14 protein-coding genes are annotated in these 15,931 nt (G+C 71.4%); 7 read left to right on the forward strand and 7 right to left on the reverse strand.

What is annotated here, in order from left to right:
• Positions 1-117 precede the first annotated feature (117 nt).
• The 4 genes from ACERZO_RS38540 to ACERZO_RS38555 all read left to right on the forward strand — a co-directional run bounded on the left by ACERZO_RS38540 (position 118) and on the right by ACERZO_RS38555 (position 5,294).
• Complete coding sequence (locus ACERZO_RS38540; RefSeq protein ID WP_372670943.1) at positions 118-1,509, forward strand: amino acid permease; 1,392 nt, start codon at positions 118-120, stop codon at positions 1,507-1,509.
• Positions 1,506-2,249 carry a carbon-nitrogen hydrolase family protein gene (locus tag ACERZO_RS38545; RefSeq protein WP_372670944.1) on the forward strand — a complete coding sequence of 248 codons (744 nt, stop codon included), beginning with the start codon at positions 1,506-1,508 and terminating at the stop codon, positions 2,247-2,249. The genes ACERZO_RS38540 and ACERZO_RS38545 overlap by 4 nt, the downstream gene beginning before the upstream one ends.
• 8 nt (positions 2,250-2,257) lie before the next feature.
• A complete protein-coding gene (locus tag ACERZO_RS38550; RefSeq protein ID WP_372671221.1) occupies positions 2,258-3,949 on the forward strand; it encodes a flavin monoamine oxidase family protein in 1,692 nt (563 codons plus the stop codon).
• 700 nt (positions 3,950-4,649) lie between these two features.
• A complete protein-coding gene (locus ACERZO_RS38555) occupies positions 4,650-5,294 on the forward strand; it encodes a TetR/AcrR family transcriptional regulator (RefSeq protein ID WP_372670945.1) in 645 nt (214 codons plus the stop codon).
• A 107-nt stretch (positions 5,295-5,401) separates the two neighbouring features.
• On the opposite strand, the gene ACERZO_RS38560 is transcribed toward ACERZO_RS38555, so the two are convergent.
• The gene (locus ACERZO_RS38560) at positions 5,402-6,133 is read right to left on the reverse strand and encodes a TetR/AcrR family transcriptional regulator (RefSeq protein WP_372670946.1); all 732 of its coding nucleotides are present in this window, start codon (positions 6,131-6,133) and stop codon (positions 5,402-5,404) included.
• A 67-nt stretch (positions 6,134-6,200) separates the two neighbouring features.
• Here ACERZO_RS38560 and ACERZO_RS38565 point away from each other — a divergent pair, with 67 nt between their 5' ends.
• Both ACERZO_RS38565 and ACERZO_RS38570 read left to right on the forward strand, forming a co-directional pair.
• The gene (locus ACERZO_RS38565; protein ID WP_372670947.1) at positions 6,201-7,067 is read left to right on the forward strand and encodes an alpha/beta fold hydrolase; all 867 of its coding nucleotides are present in this window, start codon (positions 6,201-6,203) and stop codon (positions 7,065-7,067) included.
• Between the two features lie 83 nt (positions 7,068-7,150).
• Positions 7,151-7,645 (forward strand): hypothetical protein, encoded by a 495-nt coding sequence (locus ACERZO_RS38570; protein WP_372670948.1) that lies wholly within the window; start codon positions 7,151-7,153, stop codon positions 7,643-7,645.
• Positions 7,646-7,666: 21 nt separating this feature from the next.
• Here ACERZO_RS38570 and ACERZO_RS38575 read toward each other — a convergent pair whose 3' ends face one another.
• Positions 7,667-8,908, reverse strand: coding sequence for a PucR family transcriptional regulator (locus ACERZO_RS38575; protein WP_372670949.1), 1,242 nt, complete (start codon positions 8,906-8,908; stop codon positions 7,667-7,669).
• 102 nt (positions 8,909-9,010) lie between these two features.
• On the opposite strand from ACERZO_RS38575, the gene ACERZO_RS38580 reads away from it, so the two are divergent.
• Entirely contained in the window at positions 9,011-9,853 is an 843-nt protein-coding gene (locus ACERZO_RS38580; RefSeq protein WP_372671222.1) for an SGNH/GDSL hydrolase family protein, read from the forward strand.
• On the opposite strand, the gene ACERZO_RS38585 is transcribed toward ACERZO_RS38580, so the two are convergent.
• The 5 genes from ACERZO_RS38585 to ACERZO_RS38605 all read right to left on the reverse strand — a co-directional run bounded on the left by ACERZO_RS38585 (position 9,843) and on the right by ACERZO_RS38605 (position 15,833).
• The gene (locus ACERZO_RS38585) at positions 9,843-10,361 is read right to left on the reverse strand and encodes a pyridoxamine 5'-phosphate oxidase family protein (RefSeq protein ID WP_372670950.1); all 519 of its coding nucleotides are present in this window, start codon (positions 10,359-10,361) and stop codon (positions 9,843-9,845) included. The genes ACERZO_RS38580 and ACERZO_RS38585 overlap by 11 nt on opposite strands.
• 133 nt (positions 10,362-10,494) lie before the next feature.
• The gene (locus tag ACERZO_RS38590; protein ID WP_372670951.1) at positions 10,495-11,484 is read right to left on the reverse strand and encodes an LLM class F420-dependent oxidoreductase; all 990 of its coding nucleotides are present in this window, start codon (positions 11,482-11,484) and stop codon (positions 10,495-10,497) included.
• Positions 11,481-12,668 carry an acetyl-CoA acetyltransferase gene (locus tag ACERZO_RS38595; RefSeq protein ID WP_372670952.1) on the reverse strand — a complete coding sequence of 396 codons (1,188 nt, stop codon included), beginning with the start codon at positions 12,666-12,668 and terminating at the stop codon, positions 11,481-11,483. Before ACERZO_RS38595 ends, ACERZO_RS38590 begins: the two co-directional genes overlap by 4 nt.
• A gap of 4 nt (positions 12,669-12,672) precedes the next feature.
• Complete coding sequence (locus ACERZO_RS38600) at positions 12,673-14,364, reverse strand: class I adenylate-forming enzyme family protein (protein ID WP_372670953.1); 1,692 nt, start codon at positions 14,362-14,364, stop codon at positions 12,673-12,675.
• Positions 14,361-15,833, reverse strand: a complete 1,473-nt coding sequence (locus ACERZO_RS38605) for a carotenoid oxygenase family protein (RefSeq protein ID WP_372670954.1) — start codon at positions 15,831-15,833, stop codon at positions 14,361-14,363. The genes ACERZO_RS38600 and ACERZO_RS38605 overlap by 4 nt, the downstream gene beginning before the upstream one ends.
• Positions 15,834-15,931 lie beyond the last annotated feature (98 nt).

The raw sequence follows: 15,931 nt of genomic DNA on the forward strand, positions 1-15,931 counted from the left end.
CTCACGGAATGATTCGCCATGATTCGCACGCGTTGTGCAATGAATCACCTGTGATTCATCTGTACGCGCAACGTTGTCCTGTTTTGTGCGTCCGGGACGGCCGATACCGTCGTCGGCATGAATCTGCGGGCCGCGACGGTGCGGCGGAAACCGGTCGCCGATCTGGTCGCCGAAAGCGAGCACGGCACGTTGAGGCGATCGCTCGGCCTCGGGCAGCTCACCACGTTGAGCATCGGCGCGACGCTGGGCAGCGGGATCTTCGTCGTGCTGGGCGAAGCCGTCCCGGTGGCCGGGCCGGCGGTGGTCCTGTCGTTCGTGCTCGCCGGCGTCACCGCGCTGTTCTCCGCGCTCTCTTACGCCGAACTCGCCGGCATGATCCCGCTGTCCGGTTCGTCCTACTCCTACGCGTACGCCACCCTCGGCGAGCTGGTCGCCTGGGTCTGTGGCTGGTGTCTGGTCCTCGAATACGGCGTCTCGGTCGCTTCGGTCGCCGTCGGGTGGGGCCAGTACCTCAACGAGCTGCTGCGGCTGGCCTTCGGCTTCGCCATCCCGGACGCGCTGAGCCAGCCGCCGGGTTCGGGCGGGATCGTCAACGTGCCCGCGATCGTCGTCGTGGTCCTGGCGATGTTCCTGCTGCTGTCCGGGGCGAAGGAAAGCGCGCGGGCCAACGCCGTCATGGTCGCGGTGAAGATCGGCACGCTCGTGCTGTTCTGCGCGATCGCGTTCACCGCCGTGAAGGCCCAGAACTTCACGCCGTTCCTGCCGCTCGGCCTGGCCGGGATGAGCGCCGGCGGCGCCAAGCTGTTCTTCTCCTACATCGGGTTCGACGCCGCGTCGACCGCGGGCGAGGAGGCGAAGAACCCGCAGCGCGACCTGCCGCGGGCGATCCTGCTCTCGCTCGGCATCGTCACCGTGCTCTACTGCCTGGTCGCCGTCGCCGCGGTCGGCGCCCTGCCGTGGCAGGAGTTCGACGGGCAGGAAGCCGCGCTGTCGCACGTGCTGAGCGTCGTCTCGGACAACCCGTTCTGGGCCGGCCTGCTGGCCGTCGGCGCGATCGTGGCGATCTCCAGCGTCGTGCTGACCGTCCTCTACGGACAGACGCGCATCCTGTTCGCGATGTCCCGCGACGGCCTCGTGCCGGAGTCGCTGTCCAAAGTGGATGATAAGTCCGGCTCGCCGCGGACCAACACGCTGGTCGTCTCGGCCTTCGTCGCCGTCCTGGCCGCGTTCATCCCGCTGGGCAAGCTCGCCGACACCACCAGCATCGGGACGCTGTTCGCGTTCCTGCTGGTCAACATCGCCGTCCTGCTGCTGCGGCGGCGCCAGCCCGACCGGCCGCGCTCGTTCCGCGTGCCGTTCTCGCCGGTGACGCCGATCCTCGGCGTGCTGTGCTGCGGCTACATGATGTTCAGCCTCGACGGCGCCACGTGGGTCGTCTTCGGCGGCTGGATGGCGCTGGGCCTGCTGATCTACTTCGGCTACGGGATCCGGCGGTCGAGGCTGGCATGAGGGTCGCGATCCACCAAGGCCCGATCGACGCGCTCCCCCGCGTCGACGCCGACCTCCTCGTCACCGCGGAGATGAGCACGACGGGCTACCACATCGGCGCGCGCACGCACGAACTCGCCGAACCGGCCGACGGACCCACCGCGGCCCGGATGGCCGCGCTGGCACGGGAAACCGGCACGGCGCTCGCGTACGGCTACCCGGAGACCGACGGCGAGCGCGTCTACAACAGCGTCCAGCTCGTCGATGCCACCGGCCGACGGCTCGCGAACTACCGCAAGACGCACCTCTTCGGCGACCTCGACAAGAAGTGGTTCACCCCGGGCGACGAGCCGGTCGTGCAAGCCGACGTCGCCGGCGTCCGGGTCGGGCTGCTGATCTGCTACGACGTCGAGTTCCCCGAGCTGGTCCGCGCGCACGCGCTCGCCGGCACCGAACTGCTGGTCGTGCCGACCGCGCTGATGAGCCCCTACGAGCTGGTCGCGGACACGCTGGTGCCGGCCCGGGCCTACGAGAGCCAGCTGTTCGTCGCCTACGCCAACCGTTGCGACGTCGAACAGGAGCTGACCTACTGCGGACGCTCCTGCGTGGTCGCCCCGACGGGTGCGGTGCTCACCCGCGCCGGCTCCGGCCCGGCGCTGATCACCGCCGAAGTGACCCGGGAAGCGCTCGCCGCGTCCCGGGTGGAGAACACCCACCTGGCCGACCGGCGGCCCGAACTGTACCGAGGAACCACCGCATGACCTCCGCCTTGCCGACCGCGATCCCGACTGCGATCCCCCGGGACGAACCGGCGGGCCGCCCGATCACGATGTTCGGCCCCGACTTCCCGTTCGCCTACGACGACTACCTCGCCCACCCCGCCGGGCTCGGTTCGATCCCGGCCGACCGGCACGGCACCGAAGTCGCGGTGATCGGCGGCGGCCTGTCCGGCATCGTCACCGCGTACGAGCTGATGAAGCTGGGCCTGCGGCCGGTGGTCTACGAAATCGCGGAGATCGGCGGCCGGCTGCGCACGGTCCGGTTCCCCGGCTGCCCGGACGACGTCGTCGCCGAGATGGGCGCGATGCGCTTCCCGCCCGCGTCGACCGCGCTGTTCCACTACATCGACAAGGTCGGCTTGGAAACCACGCCGTTCCCGAACCCGCTGGCGCCGGGGACACCGAGCACCGTCGTCGACCTCAAAGGACAGAGCCACTACGCGCGCACGCCCGAGGACCTGCCCGCGGTCTTCCGCGACGTCGCCGCGGCGTGGGACCGGACCCTGGCCGAACACGCGTCCTTCGCCGAGATGCAGACGGCGATCCGCGACCGCGACGCGAAGACGATCAAGCGGCTGTGGAACGAGCTCGTCCCGCGGCTGGACAACCAGACGTTCTACGGCTTCCTCTGCGACTCCCCCGCGTTCGCCTCCTTCCGCCACCGCGAGATCTTCGGCCAGGTCGGCTTCGGCACCGGTGGCTGGGACACCGACTTCCCCAACTCCATCTTGGAAATCCTGCGCGTCGTCTACACCGGCGCCGACGACGAGCACCGCAGCATCGCCGGCGGCAGCAGGCAGCTGCCGTTGCGGCTGTGGGAGCACGCTCCCGCGGAGACCGCTTTCTGGCCCGCCGGAACGTCGTTGGCGTCGCTGCACGAAGGCGGGCCGCGCCCGGGCGTGACGAGGCTGCACCGCACGGCACCGAACAACATCACGGTGACCGACGCGTCCGGGCACATCCGGACGTACCCGGCGGCGGTGTTCACCGCGCAGAGCTGGATGCTGCTGTCCAAGATCGAATGCGACGAGGCCCTGTTCCCGATCGACCACTGGACGGCGATCGAGCGCACGCACTACATGGAGTCGTCGAAGGTGTTCGTGCCGGTGGACCGGCCGTTCTGGCTCGACCCCGACCCGGCGACCGGCCGCGACACGATGAGCATGACGCTCACCGACCGCATGCCGCGCGGCACGTACCTGCTGGGCTCCGACCCGGCGTCGCCGGCGGTGATCTGCCTGTCCTACACGTGGGCCGACGACTCGCTGAAGTGGCTGCCGCTTCCGGTGGGCGAGCGCGTCGAGGTGATGTTGCAGTCGTTGCGCGAGATCTACCCGGGGGTGGACGTCCGGCGGCACATCATCGGCGACCCGGTGACGGTGTCGTGGGAAGCGGAACCGCACTTCATGGGCGCGTTCAAGGCGAACCTGCCAGGCCACTACCGCTACCAGCACCGGCTCTTCACGCACTTCATGCAGGACTCGTTGCCTTCGCGGTACCGGGGGCTGTTCCTGGCGGGCGACGACGTGTCGTGGACGGCGGGCTGGGCCGAGGGCGCGGTCCAGACGGCGCTGAACGCGGTGTGGGGCGTACTGCACCACTTCGGCGGGGCAACCGACCCGGTGAACCCGGGGCCCGGAGACCTGTTCGACGACCTCGCGCCGATCACACTGCCGGACTGAGCGGCCCGGGCGATGGTCGCACGGGCTGCCGCGATGACATGAATGAGTCATTCATGGCGTCAGGCGACAGGGTCCCGGCAAAGTCGGGTGGGCGATGCTCCACCCGGCACCACCACCCGCGGAACGCCGGGCCGAAGAGGCGCTTCGGCAGGATGCCGAGCTTCGATGGTCATCAACGACTCGTTCATCGCATCCGGTGAGGTGAACGACTCGTTCATGCCAACCGCCGCCTGAACGACTGCCCACCGCCTAGCCACAATGCCGATGCCAAAGGCGAGAGGCCCCCGAGAACAGGCACCGACGAGGACCCAGACTCCCCCGCACCCCGATCCGAAGCCAGAACACGGCCGGCAGCGCCGGGTCAAGGCATCTTTCCCGCCTTGACGCGGTGTTGCCGGCCGTAGTCACAATGACAGCTTCGGGGTGCCGGAAGAGCTTTGACAGAATGTCGAGCTTCGATGGTCATCAACGAATCGTTCATGACGTCACCGGCCCCCGGACCGGCCGCACCGATCCGACTTCGCCGGGACCCTGACACCCCCCGACAGGAACGAGTCATTCACTACGTCAGGGCGAGCCGGCCACGGAACCGCCCGCCGCCGGTCACGCTGCCGGACTGAGCGTGCCCCGATCGTGCCATCGGGTCCGACATCGTGCCCATTGCCCTGCCCCGCCCCACCCCGCGTGCGACGATGGGACCATGAACACCGAGCCGGCGCCGAGATGGCGAAGACTGGAACCGGACGAACGGAAGGAACAGATCTACGCTTGCGCGGCGCGGCTGTTCGGTGACCGTCCCTACTCCGAAGTGTCCACTTCGGACATCGCCGCGGCGGCCGGTGTCGCGCGGGGGTTGATCAACCACTACTTCGGCACGAAACGCGAGCTGTACCTGGAAATCATCCGCCGCGCGCTGACCGTGCCGCGGCTGGCCGTCGAAATCCTCCCGGACGGGCCGCTCGAACTGCGCGCCGACGTCGCCATCGAGTGGTTCCTCGACATGGTCACCAGCCAGGAGCGGATGTGGCTCGCCGCGATCGCGCCGGAAGGCATCGGGCGCGACCTCGAAGTCGAGCGCATCCTCGAAGAAGCCGACCGCGAATCCGCCGACCGCGTACTGGAAGCCGTCGGGCTCTCCAGCGCGAGCGAGCACGGACCGGAGCTCAACGCGCTCGTGCGCGCGTTCGGCGGGATGGTGAAGTCCGCCGGCCGGGAATGGCTCGTGCGCGGCTCCCTGACCCGCGCCCAGGTGCACCTGCTGCTGTCCAAATCGCTCGTCACGCTCGTCGGCGAGATCTTCCCGGCGATCCAGGCGGAACCGGCGCAGCGGAGGAGTCCGGAATAGACCGAAGCCCCCGGCGCCACGAGGGGGAGGAGGGCGCCAGGGGCTCCGGGTCGGCGGCGAACCGCCGACGCACGTCCACGGTACGCCGGAGCGCTGTCAAGTCGCTGTCAGCCCGCGTCGCCCGATTCGGCGAGTTCGCCGAGGCGGTGGGCGAGGCCGTCGAGGCACCGGCCGACCGCGTAGTCGTACAACTGCGCGTAGTAGCCCGCCGCGAGGTCGGGGTCGCCCATCAGGTCGTGCATCGCCGCGCCGAGCTCGGCCATCCCGGGCAGGTCGGCCCGCTCGCGGTAGGTCGCGTACTCCTCGGTGTTGTCGATCCTGAGCGCGAGCGCGCCGTCGCGGTCGTCCTCCATCGCGACGAACTGGCACGCGGTCATCAGCAGCAGGTTGTACGCCAGCACGCTCTCGCGGCCGAAGCCCGCCTTCAGCAACACGCCGACGCCGGCGTCGATGCTGCGCGTGGCCGCCTGGACGGACGGGCCGAACAGCGCGAGCCGCCGCGCGCAACCCGGGTACGTGCGCAACAGCGCGCGCAGCGACGCCAGCAGCTCGGTGAACCACTCCTGCCACGGCAGGTCCCCGGCGGGCAGCTCCAGCAGCCCGACCACCCGGTCGACGACGGCGTTGACCACCGCGTCCCGGTCGCCGACGTGGTGGTAGATCACCGCCGGGTACGCCTCGACCGCGCGCGCGAGCTCCCGCAACGTCCAGTTGTCGAGGCCGCGTTCGGCGGTCAGGGCCGTCGCGGCGTCGATGATCCGGTCGGCGGTGAGCGCCGGCAGTCCCGCCGCGGCGCGCGACCGGGGGCGCTGGCCCGTGCCCGAGGATGAGGTCGGCATGGGGGGTAACGGTAACCGTACGAGTGGGACCGGTGCCAGCGCCGCGGGGGTACGGCAGGATCGGGGCATGGCACGCGCACAGGCCAACGGTCTCGAGCTCGAGTACGACACCTTCGGCGATCCGGGCGGTCCGCCGCTGGTCCTGGTGATGGGCCTCGGCGCCCAGATGATCACCTGGGAGGACGGTTTCTGCGAGCTCCTCGCCGCGCGCGGGTTCTTCGTGGTCCGCTACGACAACCGGGACGTCGGGCTCTCGACGTGGCTCGACCACCTGCCCGCGCCGGACCTGGCCGCGCTGGCAGCGGGCGACCTGTCCACGGCGCCGTACCGGCTCTCCGACCTGGCCGACGACGCCGTCGGGCTGTTCGACGCGCTCGGCATCGACCGCGCGCACGTCGTCGGCGCCTCGATGGGCGGGATGATCGTCCAGCAGCTGGCGATCGACCACCCCGACCGGCTGCTGTCGGTCACGTCGATCATGTCGACCACCGGCGACCCGTCGGTCGGGCAGGCCGAGCCGTGGGCGCTGGCGCTGCTGGCGCGCCCACCGGCGTCGACGCGCGAGCAGGCGCTCGCCGACAGCGTCGACGGCTACCGGCGGCTGGGCTCCCCCGGCTACCCGGACGACGAGGCGTTCCTGCTGGCCAAGGCGACGCTGCACTACGACCGCGCCCGTCACCCGGTGGGCACGCTCCGCCACGCGGCGGCGGTGATGGCGTCGGGCGACCGCACGGCCGGCCTGCGCTCGGTGCGGCTCCCGGCGCTGGTCGTGCACGGCGACGCCGACCCGCTGATCGACGTGAGCGGCGGCAAGGCGACGGCGGAGGCCATCCCGGGCGCGGAGCTGCTGGTGATCCCGGGGATGGGGCACAACCTCCCGCGCGCGGTGTGGCCGACGCTGGTTTCGGCGATCGCGCGCGTGACGGGTCAATAGCGCGTCAAGATCCGGGGGTCCGGGCGTAGGGAATGTGTCCTGGGTCATGCTCGGCGGGGCGGTCCGCGGCTTTGCTGGACGGCATGAGTGGTGGCTTCGGGTTCCCGTTCGGCTGCGTGGCGGCGGTGGTCGCGGTGGTGGCGGCGGAGCTTTGCGGGGCCACGGCTCATCCGTGGTACGCGCTGGTCACGCTCGGGCCGGTGGTGCTGTTGACGGCGTGGTGGAGCTCGGTCACCGCCGCGATCGGGGTCGCGGCGGTGGCGTGGGCGCTGGACTCGGGGTTCGTGCTCGGCCGGGCCGGGGAGCTGCGGTTCGACACGGCTTCGGCGGTGGTGGCGGGCGTGCTCGCGGGGGCTGTCGTGGTGGGTTTCGCCGCTCGTGCCTCGCGTCGCCCGGCCCGGGTTCGGATCCCGGCTCCTCGCCGCGCGGCCACGGTCGACGCGCCGCGAAGTGTCTTGAATGAGTCATTCAGGACCTCCGAAGACCTGAATGAGTCATTCAAGACGGTGGCCGAGCCGCCACCGGCCATCCCACCGCGACTTGCCGGAGTCCTGGCCAAGCGGCCGGGGCCGCGATGATCCGCGCGAGGCCCGCCCCGATCACCCGCGCCGCGGCTCCGAAGCGCGCCGGGCCGCCAGCGCCGCGATGATCCGCGGCAAGCCCGCCGGGTGCAGCGGATCGATCCCCGTCAGATCGCGCACCCTCCGCAGCCGGTAGTCGACCGTGTTCGGGTGGACGTGCAACCGCGTTGCCGTGCGGCGGCGGTTCGTGTCCAGCTCCAGGTACGCCGCCAGCGTCTCGATCAGCTCCGGGTGCGCGTCCAGCGGGGCCAGCACCGCCGCGAGCCGGTCGCGGGCCTCGCCCGGGCGGGTCAGCTGGTACTCCACCAGGACGTCGTCCAGCCGGTACAGCCCCGGTGGCCGCCCGAACCAGCGCAGCACCTCCAGCACCTCCCCCGTCCGCGCGGCCACGAGCCGGACCTCCGACGGCGCCGCCGTCTCGGCCGCGGCCAGCACGTCGACCCCCGCCGCGCGGCCGGCCGTGTCCAGCAGCGAACGCCACTCCGCCACGTCGGCCAGCCGGCCGGCCAGCGGCAGCAGCACCAGCCCGCCCGGCCCGTCCAATGACGCCAGGACGCCGTCGCCGCAGGACTGTTCGAACGCCGCCAGGAACCGCCGCAGCTTGCGGCGGATCGCGATCCCCGCGTCGACGCCCGGGGACGCCTCGTCCGCGTGCGGCCCCAGCTCGACGCTCAGCACCAAGTACCGCGCCGGCAGCGTGATCCCGGCGCTGCGGGCGACGCCGTCGACCGGGCCGCCGTCCGCCAGCACCGAAAGCAGCGTCCGGCGCGCGGTGTGCTCCTGCCCGACCTTCGTGCGCAGTTCCTCGAGATACCCCCGCGTGACGGCGCCGGTGATGGTGCCGACGAACGCGAGCACCCGGTCGGCGACGTCGAGGAGGTCCGCGACGTCCGCGCTGCCCGAATCGGCCGAACCGACGGCGAAGATCTCCCGCGCGCCGACGTGGTACGCGGTCAGCACGGCCTCCAGCGGGAAGCCCTCCTCGGCCCGGCGCACCGCGGACGCGCCGATCTGCCGCAGCTCGGCGTCGTTGAGCTGCCGGTCCTCGCGCAGGCTCCGGGCGAACGCGCGGACCGCCTGCCGGGTGATCCGCGCGATGTCGCCGGCCAGCTCCTCGACCGGCAGCCGCCGGTAGTCGGCGACCTCCTCCTGGATGCGCGTCAGCACCCGCGCGATCAGCTCCGGCTCGTCCCGGGTCAGCCGCTCGTGGACGCGCTGCCCGCCGAGGGTCAGGTCGCCGCCGGTTTTGTGCTCCGTCACAACCGATCCCCTCGTTCTCTGCCCGGATTCCCAGTCAATCCGGCCACGCTCCGTGCCGATGGTGTCACGGAAGCCAACCACGTCAAGGAGGACGGTGTGCGAGTGAGAACAACGGCGTTCATCACGATCCTGGTCACCGCGCTGGCGATCACCGGAGCGGGCACCGCGACCGCGGCCACCGGCGAGTACGTCGCCCTGGGGGACTCGGCGGCGGCCGGCCCGCTGATCCTGCCCCCGGACCTCTCGTCCCCGGGCTGCCTGCGCTCCCTCGCGGACTACCCGCACGTCGCCGCGAAGCAGCTTGGCGTCCCGCTGAAGGACGTCACGTGCTCCGGCGCGACGACCGCGGACATGTACGCGCCCCAGCAGACGGAAACCGGCGCGGTCCCGCCGCAGCTCGACGCGCTCAGCGCGGCCACCGAAACCGTCACGGTGACCATCGGCGGCAACGACGTCGGCCTGGTCGGCGCCGCCACCAGCTGCATCAACCTGCTGCCCGGCATCACCCCGGACTGCGTCGACCGCTACACCGCCGGCGGCCACGACCAGCTGGCCGAGAAGATCGCCGCGTTCGAACCGACGTGGGGCACGCTGCTCGACGCGATCCACGCGAAGGCGCCGAACGCCGACGTCTTCGTCGCCGGCTACGGCACCTACCTGCCGCGCAACGGGTGCTGGCCGATCGCGCCACTGACCCCGCGCGACGCGAACTACATCCAGGGCAGCATCGACAAGACGAACGCGGCCCTGGCCCGGCAGGCCGCCGCGCACGACGCGCGGTACGTCGACGTCCGGACGGCGTCGATCGGGCACGACGTCTGCAAGCTGCCCGGCGTCAAGTGGTTCGAGAGCGTCATCCCGACCGCGGTGGCGGCCCCGCTGCACCCCAACGCCGACGGCATGCGGCACATCGGCGCGGTGGTGGCCGCGGCCGTCAGCGGGTGAAGTCCCAGCGGGACGCGCCGTAGGGCTCGGCGCACGCCACGCCGATCGCCCGGGTGGGCACGAGCCGGTACAGGAACCACGGCGCGGGTCCGGCGCTCGGCGCCATGAACGACGCGTCGAAGCCGCCTTCGTACACCGTCGCGGGCCAGCCGCCCTCGCGGTAGACGGCCGCCACCCGCTCCAGGGTGGCGGCGTCGTCGACGCGGTGGGCCTCGCCTTCCATGGTGAGGTCGAGGCCGTTCAGGCGCACCGAAACGCTGCACGCCGGGTTCGTGGCCAGGTTGCGGGCCCGGCGGGTGCCGGGCCCGCTCACGAAGTAGAGGGCGTCGTCGACCCAGATCGCGCCGACGCCGGCCGCGTGCGGGCGGCCGTCGGGGCGGACGGTCCCGACGAAGAACGTCAGGTCCTCCTTGGGGGTCTGGGTCGCGAGGAGGTCGCGGGCCCGGCTCCACGGCAGCGCCGGGGCGCCGTTCTGGTCGAGGTTCTTGGTCTTCGTCGGCTCAGTCATGCCTACGCGTCGAACGGGACGACGGCGGATCGACACGCGGCGAGGATTCGCTTCCGGCCGGATCGGTCGCCGGCAGCGCGAGTGCCGTGGTGTCTTGAATGAGTCATTCAGGACCTCCGACGACCTGAATGACTCATTCAAGGCCTCCGGCGAGCCCCAGCGCCGCCGCACACGCGGCGAGGGTTTTCGCGCCACCAGGGTCGTCGTCCGAGGTCGCGGGCACGATCGCCAGCTCGTCGATCCCGGCTTCCGCGTACTCCCGCGCCTTCGCGGTGACGTCCTCGCGCGAGCCCAGCAGACCCACCGTCGCGATCGCCTCGACCGGCACCGCGGCCAGCAGCTCACGCGGGTGCGGCCGGGTGCGCGCGAAGTCCACCAGGTCCCCGAACCCGGCCTCGCGGAACATTTCGCCGTACCCGGGCGCCGCCAGGTACCCGACGACACCGCGGCGCAGCTGCTCGATCTCCGCCGGGCCCGGATCCACCGCGCCGACCACCCACGCGGCGACCGGCGGCGGCGCGACCTCTGCCCGCGCGGCCGCTTCGCGCAGGCCTCGAACCAAAGAGGCCGCGGCGGCGGGGCTGACCAGGTTGACCACCATCCGGTCGGCGTGCCGCGCGGCGACTTCCAAGGCTCGCGGCCCGAACGCGGCGATCGTCAGCGGCGACTTCGGCGCGGCCAGCCGCAACCGGTACCCCCGCGAACCGACGACCGTTCCGTCCACAGCGGACTTCTCGCCGTCGAGCAGCTGCCGGACGGCGATCGCGGACTCCGCCAAAGCCGTCGCGGCCCGAGCACGCGAACGGCCGTGCCAGCCACGCACCACGACGTCGCTCGACGTGCCCAGCGCGACCCCCGTCAAGCGCCCGGTCAGCGCCGCGACCGACGCGACGCCCATCGCGATCGTCGCCGGGTCCCGCACGGTCACGGCCAAGGGCCCGAACGTCAGCGAGATCCTCGAGGTCGCCGCGCCGATCGCGGTCCCCAGCGCGAACGCGTCCCACGTCGCCATCTCGCCGATCCACAGCTCCGGGTAGCCGGCGGCCTCGGCGGCGCGCGCGGTTTCCAGGGCCTCCTCCGGCGGGCGGTCCTGCCAGAGCCCCAGCGACACCGAAAGCCTCATGCGGTGACCACCATCGTGACGACCGTGGTGAACGAGCCGCCGACGTTGAGCGTCAACGCCGTCCGCGCGCCGTCGACCTGCGTTTCGCCCGCGGTCCCGGTCACCTGCCGGGCGACGTCGTGCAGCATGCGGACGCCGGTCGCGCCGACCGGGTGACCGAGCCCGAGCAGGCCGCCACCGGGGTTGATGCCGGCCGCGTCGAGCCCGCCGCCGGCGACGAACCGGCCGCCGTCGCCGGGCGGCGCGGCGCCGAGGTGCTCCAGCGCGACCAACCCGGTGATGGTGAAGCAGTCGTGCAGTTCGACGACGTCGAGCGCGGCCGGCCCGGCCACGCCCGCGCGCTCGTAGGCGTCGACGACCGCGCCGCGCAGGTGCGGGAACAGGTACTCGCCGTCAGCAGCCAGCTTCTCGGCCAGGCCGAGGTGGGAGGTGCGGTGCCCGAAGCCCGCGATGCGCGGGAAGCCGCCCCCCAGGCGTTCGGCGAACGACGGCGAGGCCAGCAGCACCGCCGCCGCGCCGTCGGTGATCCGGCCGCAGTCCTGCTTGCGCAGCCGGCCTTCGATCACCGGGTTCAGCTCGTCATCGGCTCCGAACGCACCCTCCGGGAAGCGCCAGTCACGGGCCTGCGCGAGCGGATTGCGGGCCGCACGGTCGAAAGCGTGCGCAGCGAACTGCCCGAGGTGATCCGGATCGAGGCCATAACGCGAGTCGTACGCGGAGGCGACGTCGGCGAACAGCGCGGGCCACGGGAACTTCGCGCCGACGGCCTCGTGCCCGGCCCATGCGGCGGACCCGAGGTGCTCGGCCGCGCGCTGCCCGTCGACGTTCCGCATCAGCTCGACGCCGACCACCAGCGCCAGGTCGTAGCGTCCCGCCTCGATATCGGCACACGCGGCGAGGACGGCGGTGCTGCCGGACGCGCACGCAGCTTCGTGCCGGGTGGAGGGCACGCCGTCCAGCTCCGGGACGGCGGCGACCAGCAGGCCGCCCAATTGAGCTTGCCCGGTGAACAGCTCGGCCGCGAGGTTCCCGACGTGCGCGACTTCGACGTCCGCGGCTTCGACTCCGGCGTCCGCGAGGGCGGCGGGCACGACCTCGGCGAACAGCTCGAGGATCCCGCGCCCCTCCTTCGCGTAGTTGCGCGCGAAGTCGGTCTGCGCCCCGCCCAGCACGAACACCGTCATGGCCTCACTCCAGACTTTCCCGCAGCTGCCGCTTCAGGATCTTCCCCACCGGGTTGCGGGGCAAGGCGTCGGCGTACTCGAGCCGTTCCGGCAGCTTGAACGCGGCCACCTTCTTCTCGCGCAGGTACGCGACCAGCTCGTCGAGCGACGGCTTCCGCACGCCCGGCACGACGACCGCGCACACCCGCTCCCCCATGACGTCGTCCGGGACGCCGATGACGCCGACGTCGGCGACGTCCGGGTGCCCGGCCAGCAGACCCTCGACCTCGGCCGGCGAGATGTTCATGCCGCCGCGGATGACCAGGTCCTTCATCCGGTCGACGTACTTCAGGAACTCCCCGCGGTCACCGGCGATCTCGAAGACGTCGCCGGTGCGGAAGTGCCCGTCCTCGTCGAAGGACGCCGTGTCCAGCGGCTCGCCCACCGACGTCAGGTAACCGGCGAACACCGTCGGCCCGGCGATGTGCAGCTCGCCGGGCCGCCCGCGTTCGGTGACGCGCTCGCCGGTGACCGGGTCGTGCAGCCGCACCGACGTCCAGCCGGCCACCGGGGTCGACCAGGTGACGTCGGCGGCGTAGTTCGGGAAGAAGCTCGCGCGCTGGTCCGGGTCCGGGATGTCGGCCGGGCCGGACAGCAGCGCGGTGCCTTCGTTGGAGCCGAAGAAGTTGATGATGTCGATGCCGTACCGCTCGGCCCAGCTGCGCACGAGCCACGGCGACAGCGGCGCCGAGCCGGACCCGATCTTGCGCAGCGCCGAGATGTCCACTCCGGACAGGATCTTTTCGTTGTGCAGCAACATGGTCAGCAACGCCGGCGGCGCGAGCGTGTACGTCACGCGGTCGGCGGCGAGCTGCCCGAGGAACACCGGCAGGTCGAACGGGTGGTGCGGGACGAAGACGGCGCCGGTCAGCAGCCAGGGCAGGAACATCCCGCCGATGCCGGCCATGTTCGTCATCGGGAACGGCGAGAGCAGGACGTCGTCGCGGGTCATCCCCGCGGCTTGGACGCAGCCGCGCGCGGTGGCGAGCCAGTCGCCGTGGCAGCGTGGCACCGCCTTCGGCTCGGCTTCGGTGCCGGACGTCCAGCAGATCGTGACGCAGTCGTTCACGTCGGCTTCGGTCAGGTAGGAGTCCAAAGTGGATTGCTCCGCCTCGGACAGCGGGTCTTCGGGCCAGGCCAGGGCGCCGGCCGGTTCGTCGTCCCCCCGGGCGACGACGAACCGGACCGACGGCGCCGCAGCGCCGATTAGCCCAAGGGCCGCCCCGGCGAGCTCGTGCTCGCCGTATCTGGATGCGGTCACCACCCCGACGGCACCGGTGCGCCGGCACATCGGGCCGAGTTCGTGTTCCCGGTAGGACACCGGGAACGGGGTGACGATCGCGCCGATCCGCACGATCGCGAGGAACGCCTGGACCAGGGCCGAGCAGTTCGGCAGCTGCACGGCCACGACGTCGCCTGCTCGCACCCCTCCGGCGAGCAGGAACGCGGCCAGGACGTCGACGCGTTCGTCGAGCCGGTTCCAGGTCCACCGCACCGGGTCGCGTCCGACCAGTGCGGCGGTGTTCGGTGGATCGACCAGCGCGAGACCCTCCGGGTCGGCACTGACCCGCTCCTTCACGAGCCGGTCGATCGTCTCCGCACTCCACCACCCCCGCGCCCGGAAGTCCCGGGCGCGACCCTCTCGATGGCATCTCATGAACGGAGGTTTTCCAGCTGGTCCGCCCGGACCCAGGTCGCGTGAAAACCGAGCGGGACACGCTGGGGAAGCAGGACCCTGGCCACGGGTCCGGCAGCGAGATCGGCGGCGTCGAAGATGTCCAGTTCCGAGCGTCCCTCGCGCTCGTCCTGCACGAACGTCACCAGATAACCGTCCGCCGAATCGACGGATGCGCCATCGCGGGGTGCGAAGGGCGCCTCACTGCCCCACCGGCCGGGACCGAACCGGTATTCGGTCTTGGAGCCGGCAAGATTGTCGTAGCGCACGAGCCCGTCGAACTTCAGCGTCGACTCGGGCGAGATGTGCACCGCGTAGGAGTACCGGTTCGTCCGGCCGACGCTTCGGGAGTCGACGGTCGGGAACTCGGTGTTGTCGTCGTCGAGCGGGGCCTCGCGGCACACGCCGGTCCGCAGGTTGAAGCGGTAGCGGTGCAGCTGGGCGTCGAGCCGCAGGTAGGAGAGCATCTTCGCGAGCGGCGTGTGCGCGTCGGCCCGCGGGGCCGGCTTGCGCACGCGGCAGACGTCGAGGACGACCTCTTCGCCGGACTCCCACGCGTTGACGACGTGGTAGATGTAGCACGGACTCGCTTCGAACCACCGGATCTGGCTACCGTCTCCGTAGCGTGGCATGACGCCGAAGCGGCTCGGCATCGAGCGGTCGAAGTGCAGCTTGTGCCGGCCCAGCTTCGCCGCCTCGGCGTCCTGGACCAGCGGCAGGTCCATCAGCACCGCGTAGTGCTCGGTGATGGCCATGTCGTGCGGCAGGCGCGGGCCCGGCAGCTCGATCTCGGTGGTCCTGACGACCTGGCCGTCCGCGCTGATCACGCCGTAGCGCAGGTAGGGCGGGCGCGGGCCGTAGTCGAACCAGAACAGCTCGCCGGTCTTTTCGTCCACCTTCGGGTGGGCCATCATGTCGCCGACCAGCGTGCCGAGGAAGTCTTCGGCGCCGAGCGTCTCCAGCGAGAGCGGGTCGACCGCGTACGGCGAGCCGCACAGGTACCAGGTCGCGAGGATCCGGCCGCGGTGGAAGATCACGTCGGTGTTGGCGTTGTCCTTGAGGCCCAGGCCGTGGCTGTTGCCGAAGGGGTTGTCCGCCGGGTTCTCCATGACGCCGGTCCAGAGGCCCTGGCCGGCGTCGGACTCGGCCTTGAAGGCCTTCGTGCGGACCCAGCGGTTGCGGTAGCGCGCCTTGCCGTTCTCGAGGTGGACGGCGTGGATCATGCCGTCGCCGTCGAACCAGTGGTAGCGGCCTTCCGGGGCGAACCGCGGGTTCGGGCCGTTGCGCAGGTAGACGCCGTTGAGATCCTTCGGGATTTCTCCGATGACCTGCAGGTCTTCCGCGTCGATCTCTTCTTCGACGGGTGCGTAGACGCCGAGCAGGTAGGGGTTGGCCTCGCCGGTGTCCGCCGTCCGGGCCACCATCAGCGGCTGTTCGGAGGTGCTGGTCATCGGGCTGCTCCCTGGCTCTCGGGCTCACCGCGCTGGCTGATGGGGATGAGACTATGATTTGTGTACCCAGGTGTCAATAGGCTTCTTTAGATGTAGTC

The sequence above is a fragment of the Amycolatopsis kentuckyensis genome, assembly GCF_041679295.1.
In the GTDB taxonomy this organism is placed as follows: Bacteria; Actinomycetota; Actinomycetes; order Mycobacteriales; family Pseudonocardiaceae; genus Amycolatopsis; species Amycolatopsis kentuckyensis_A.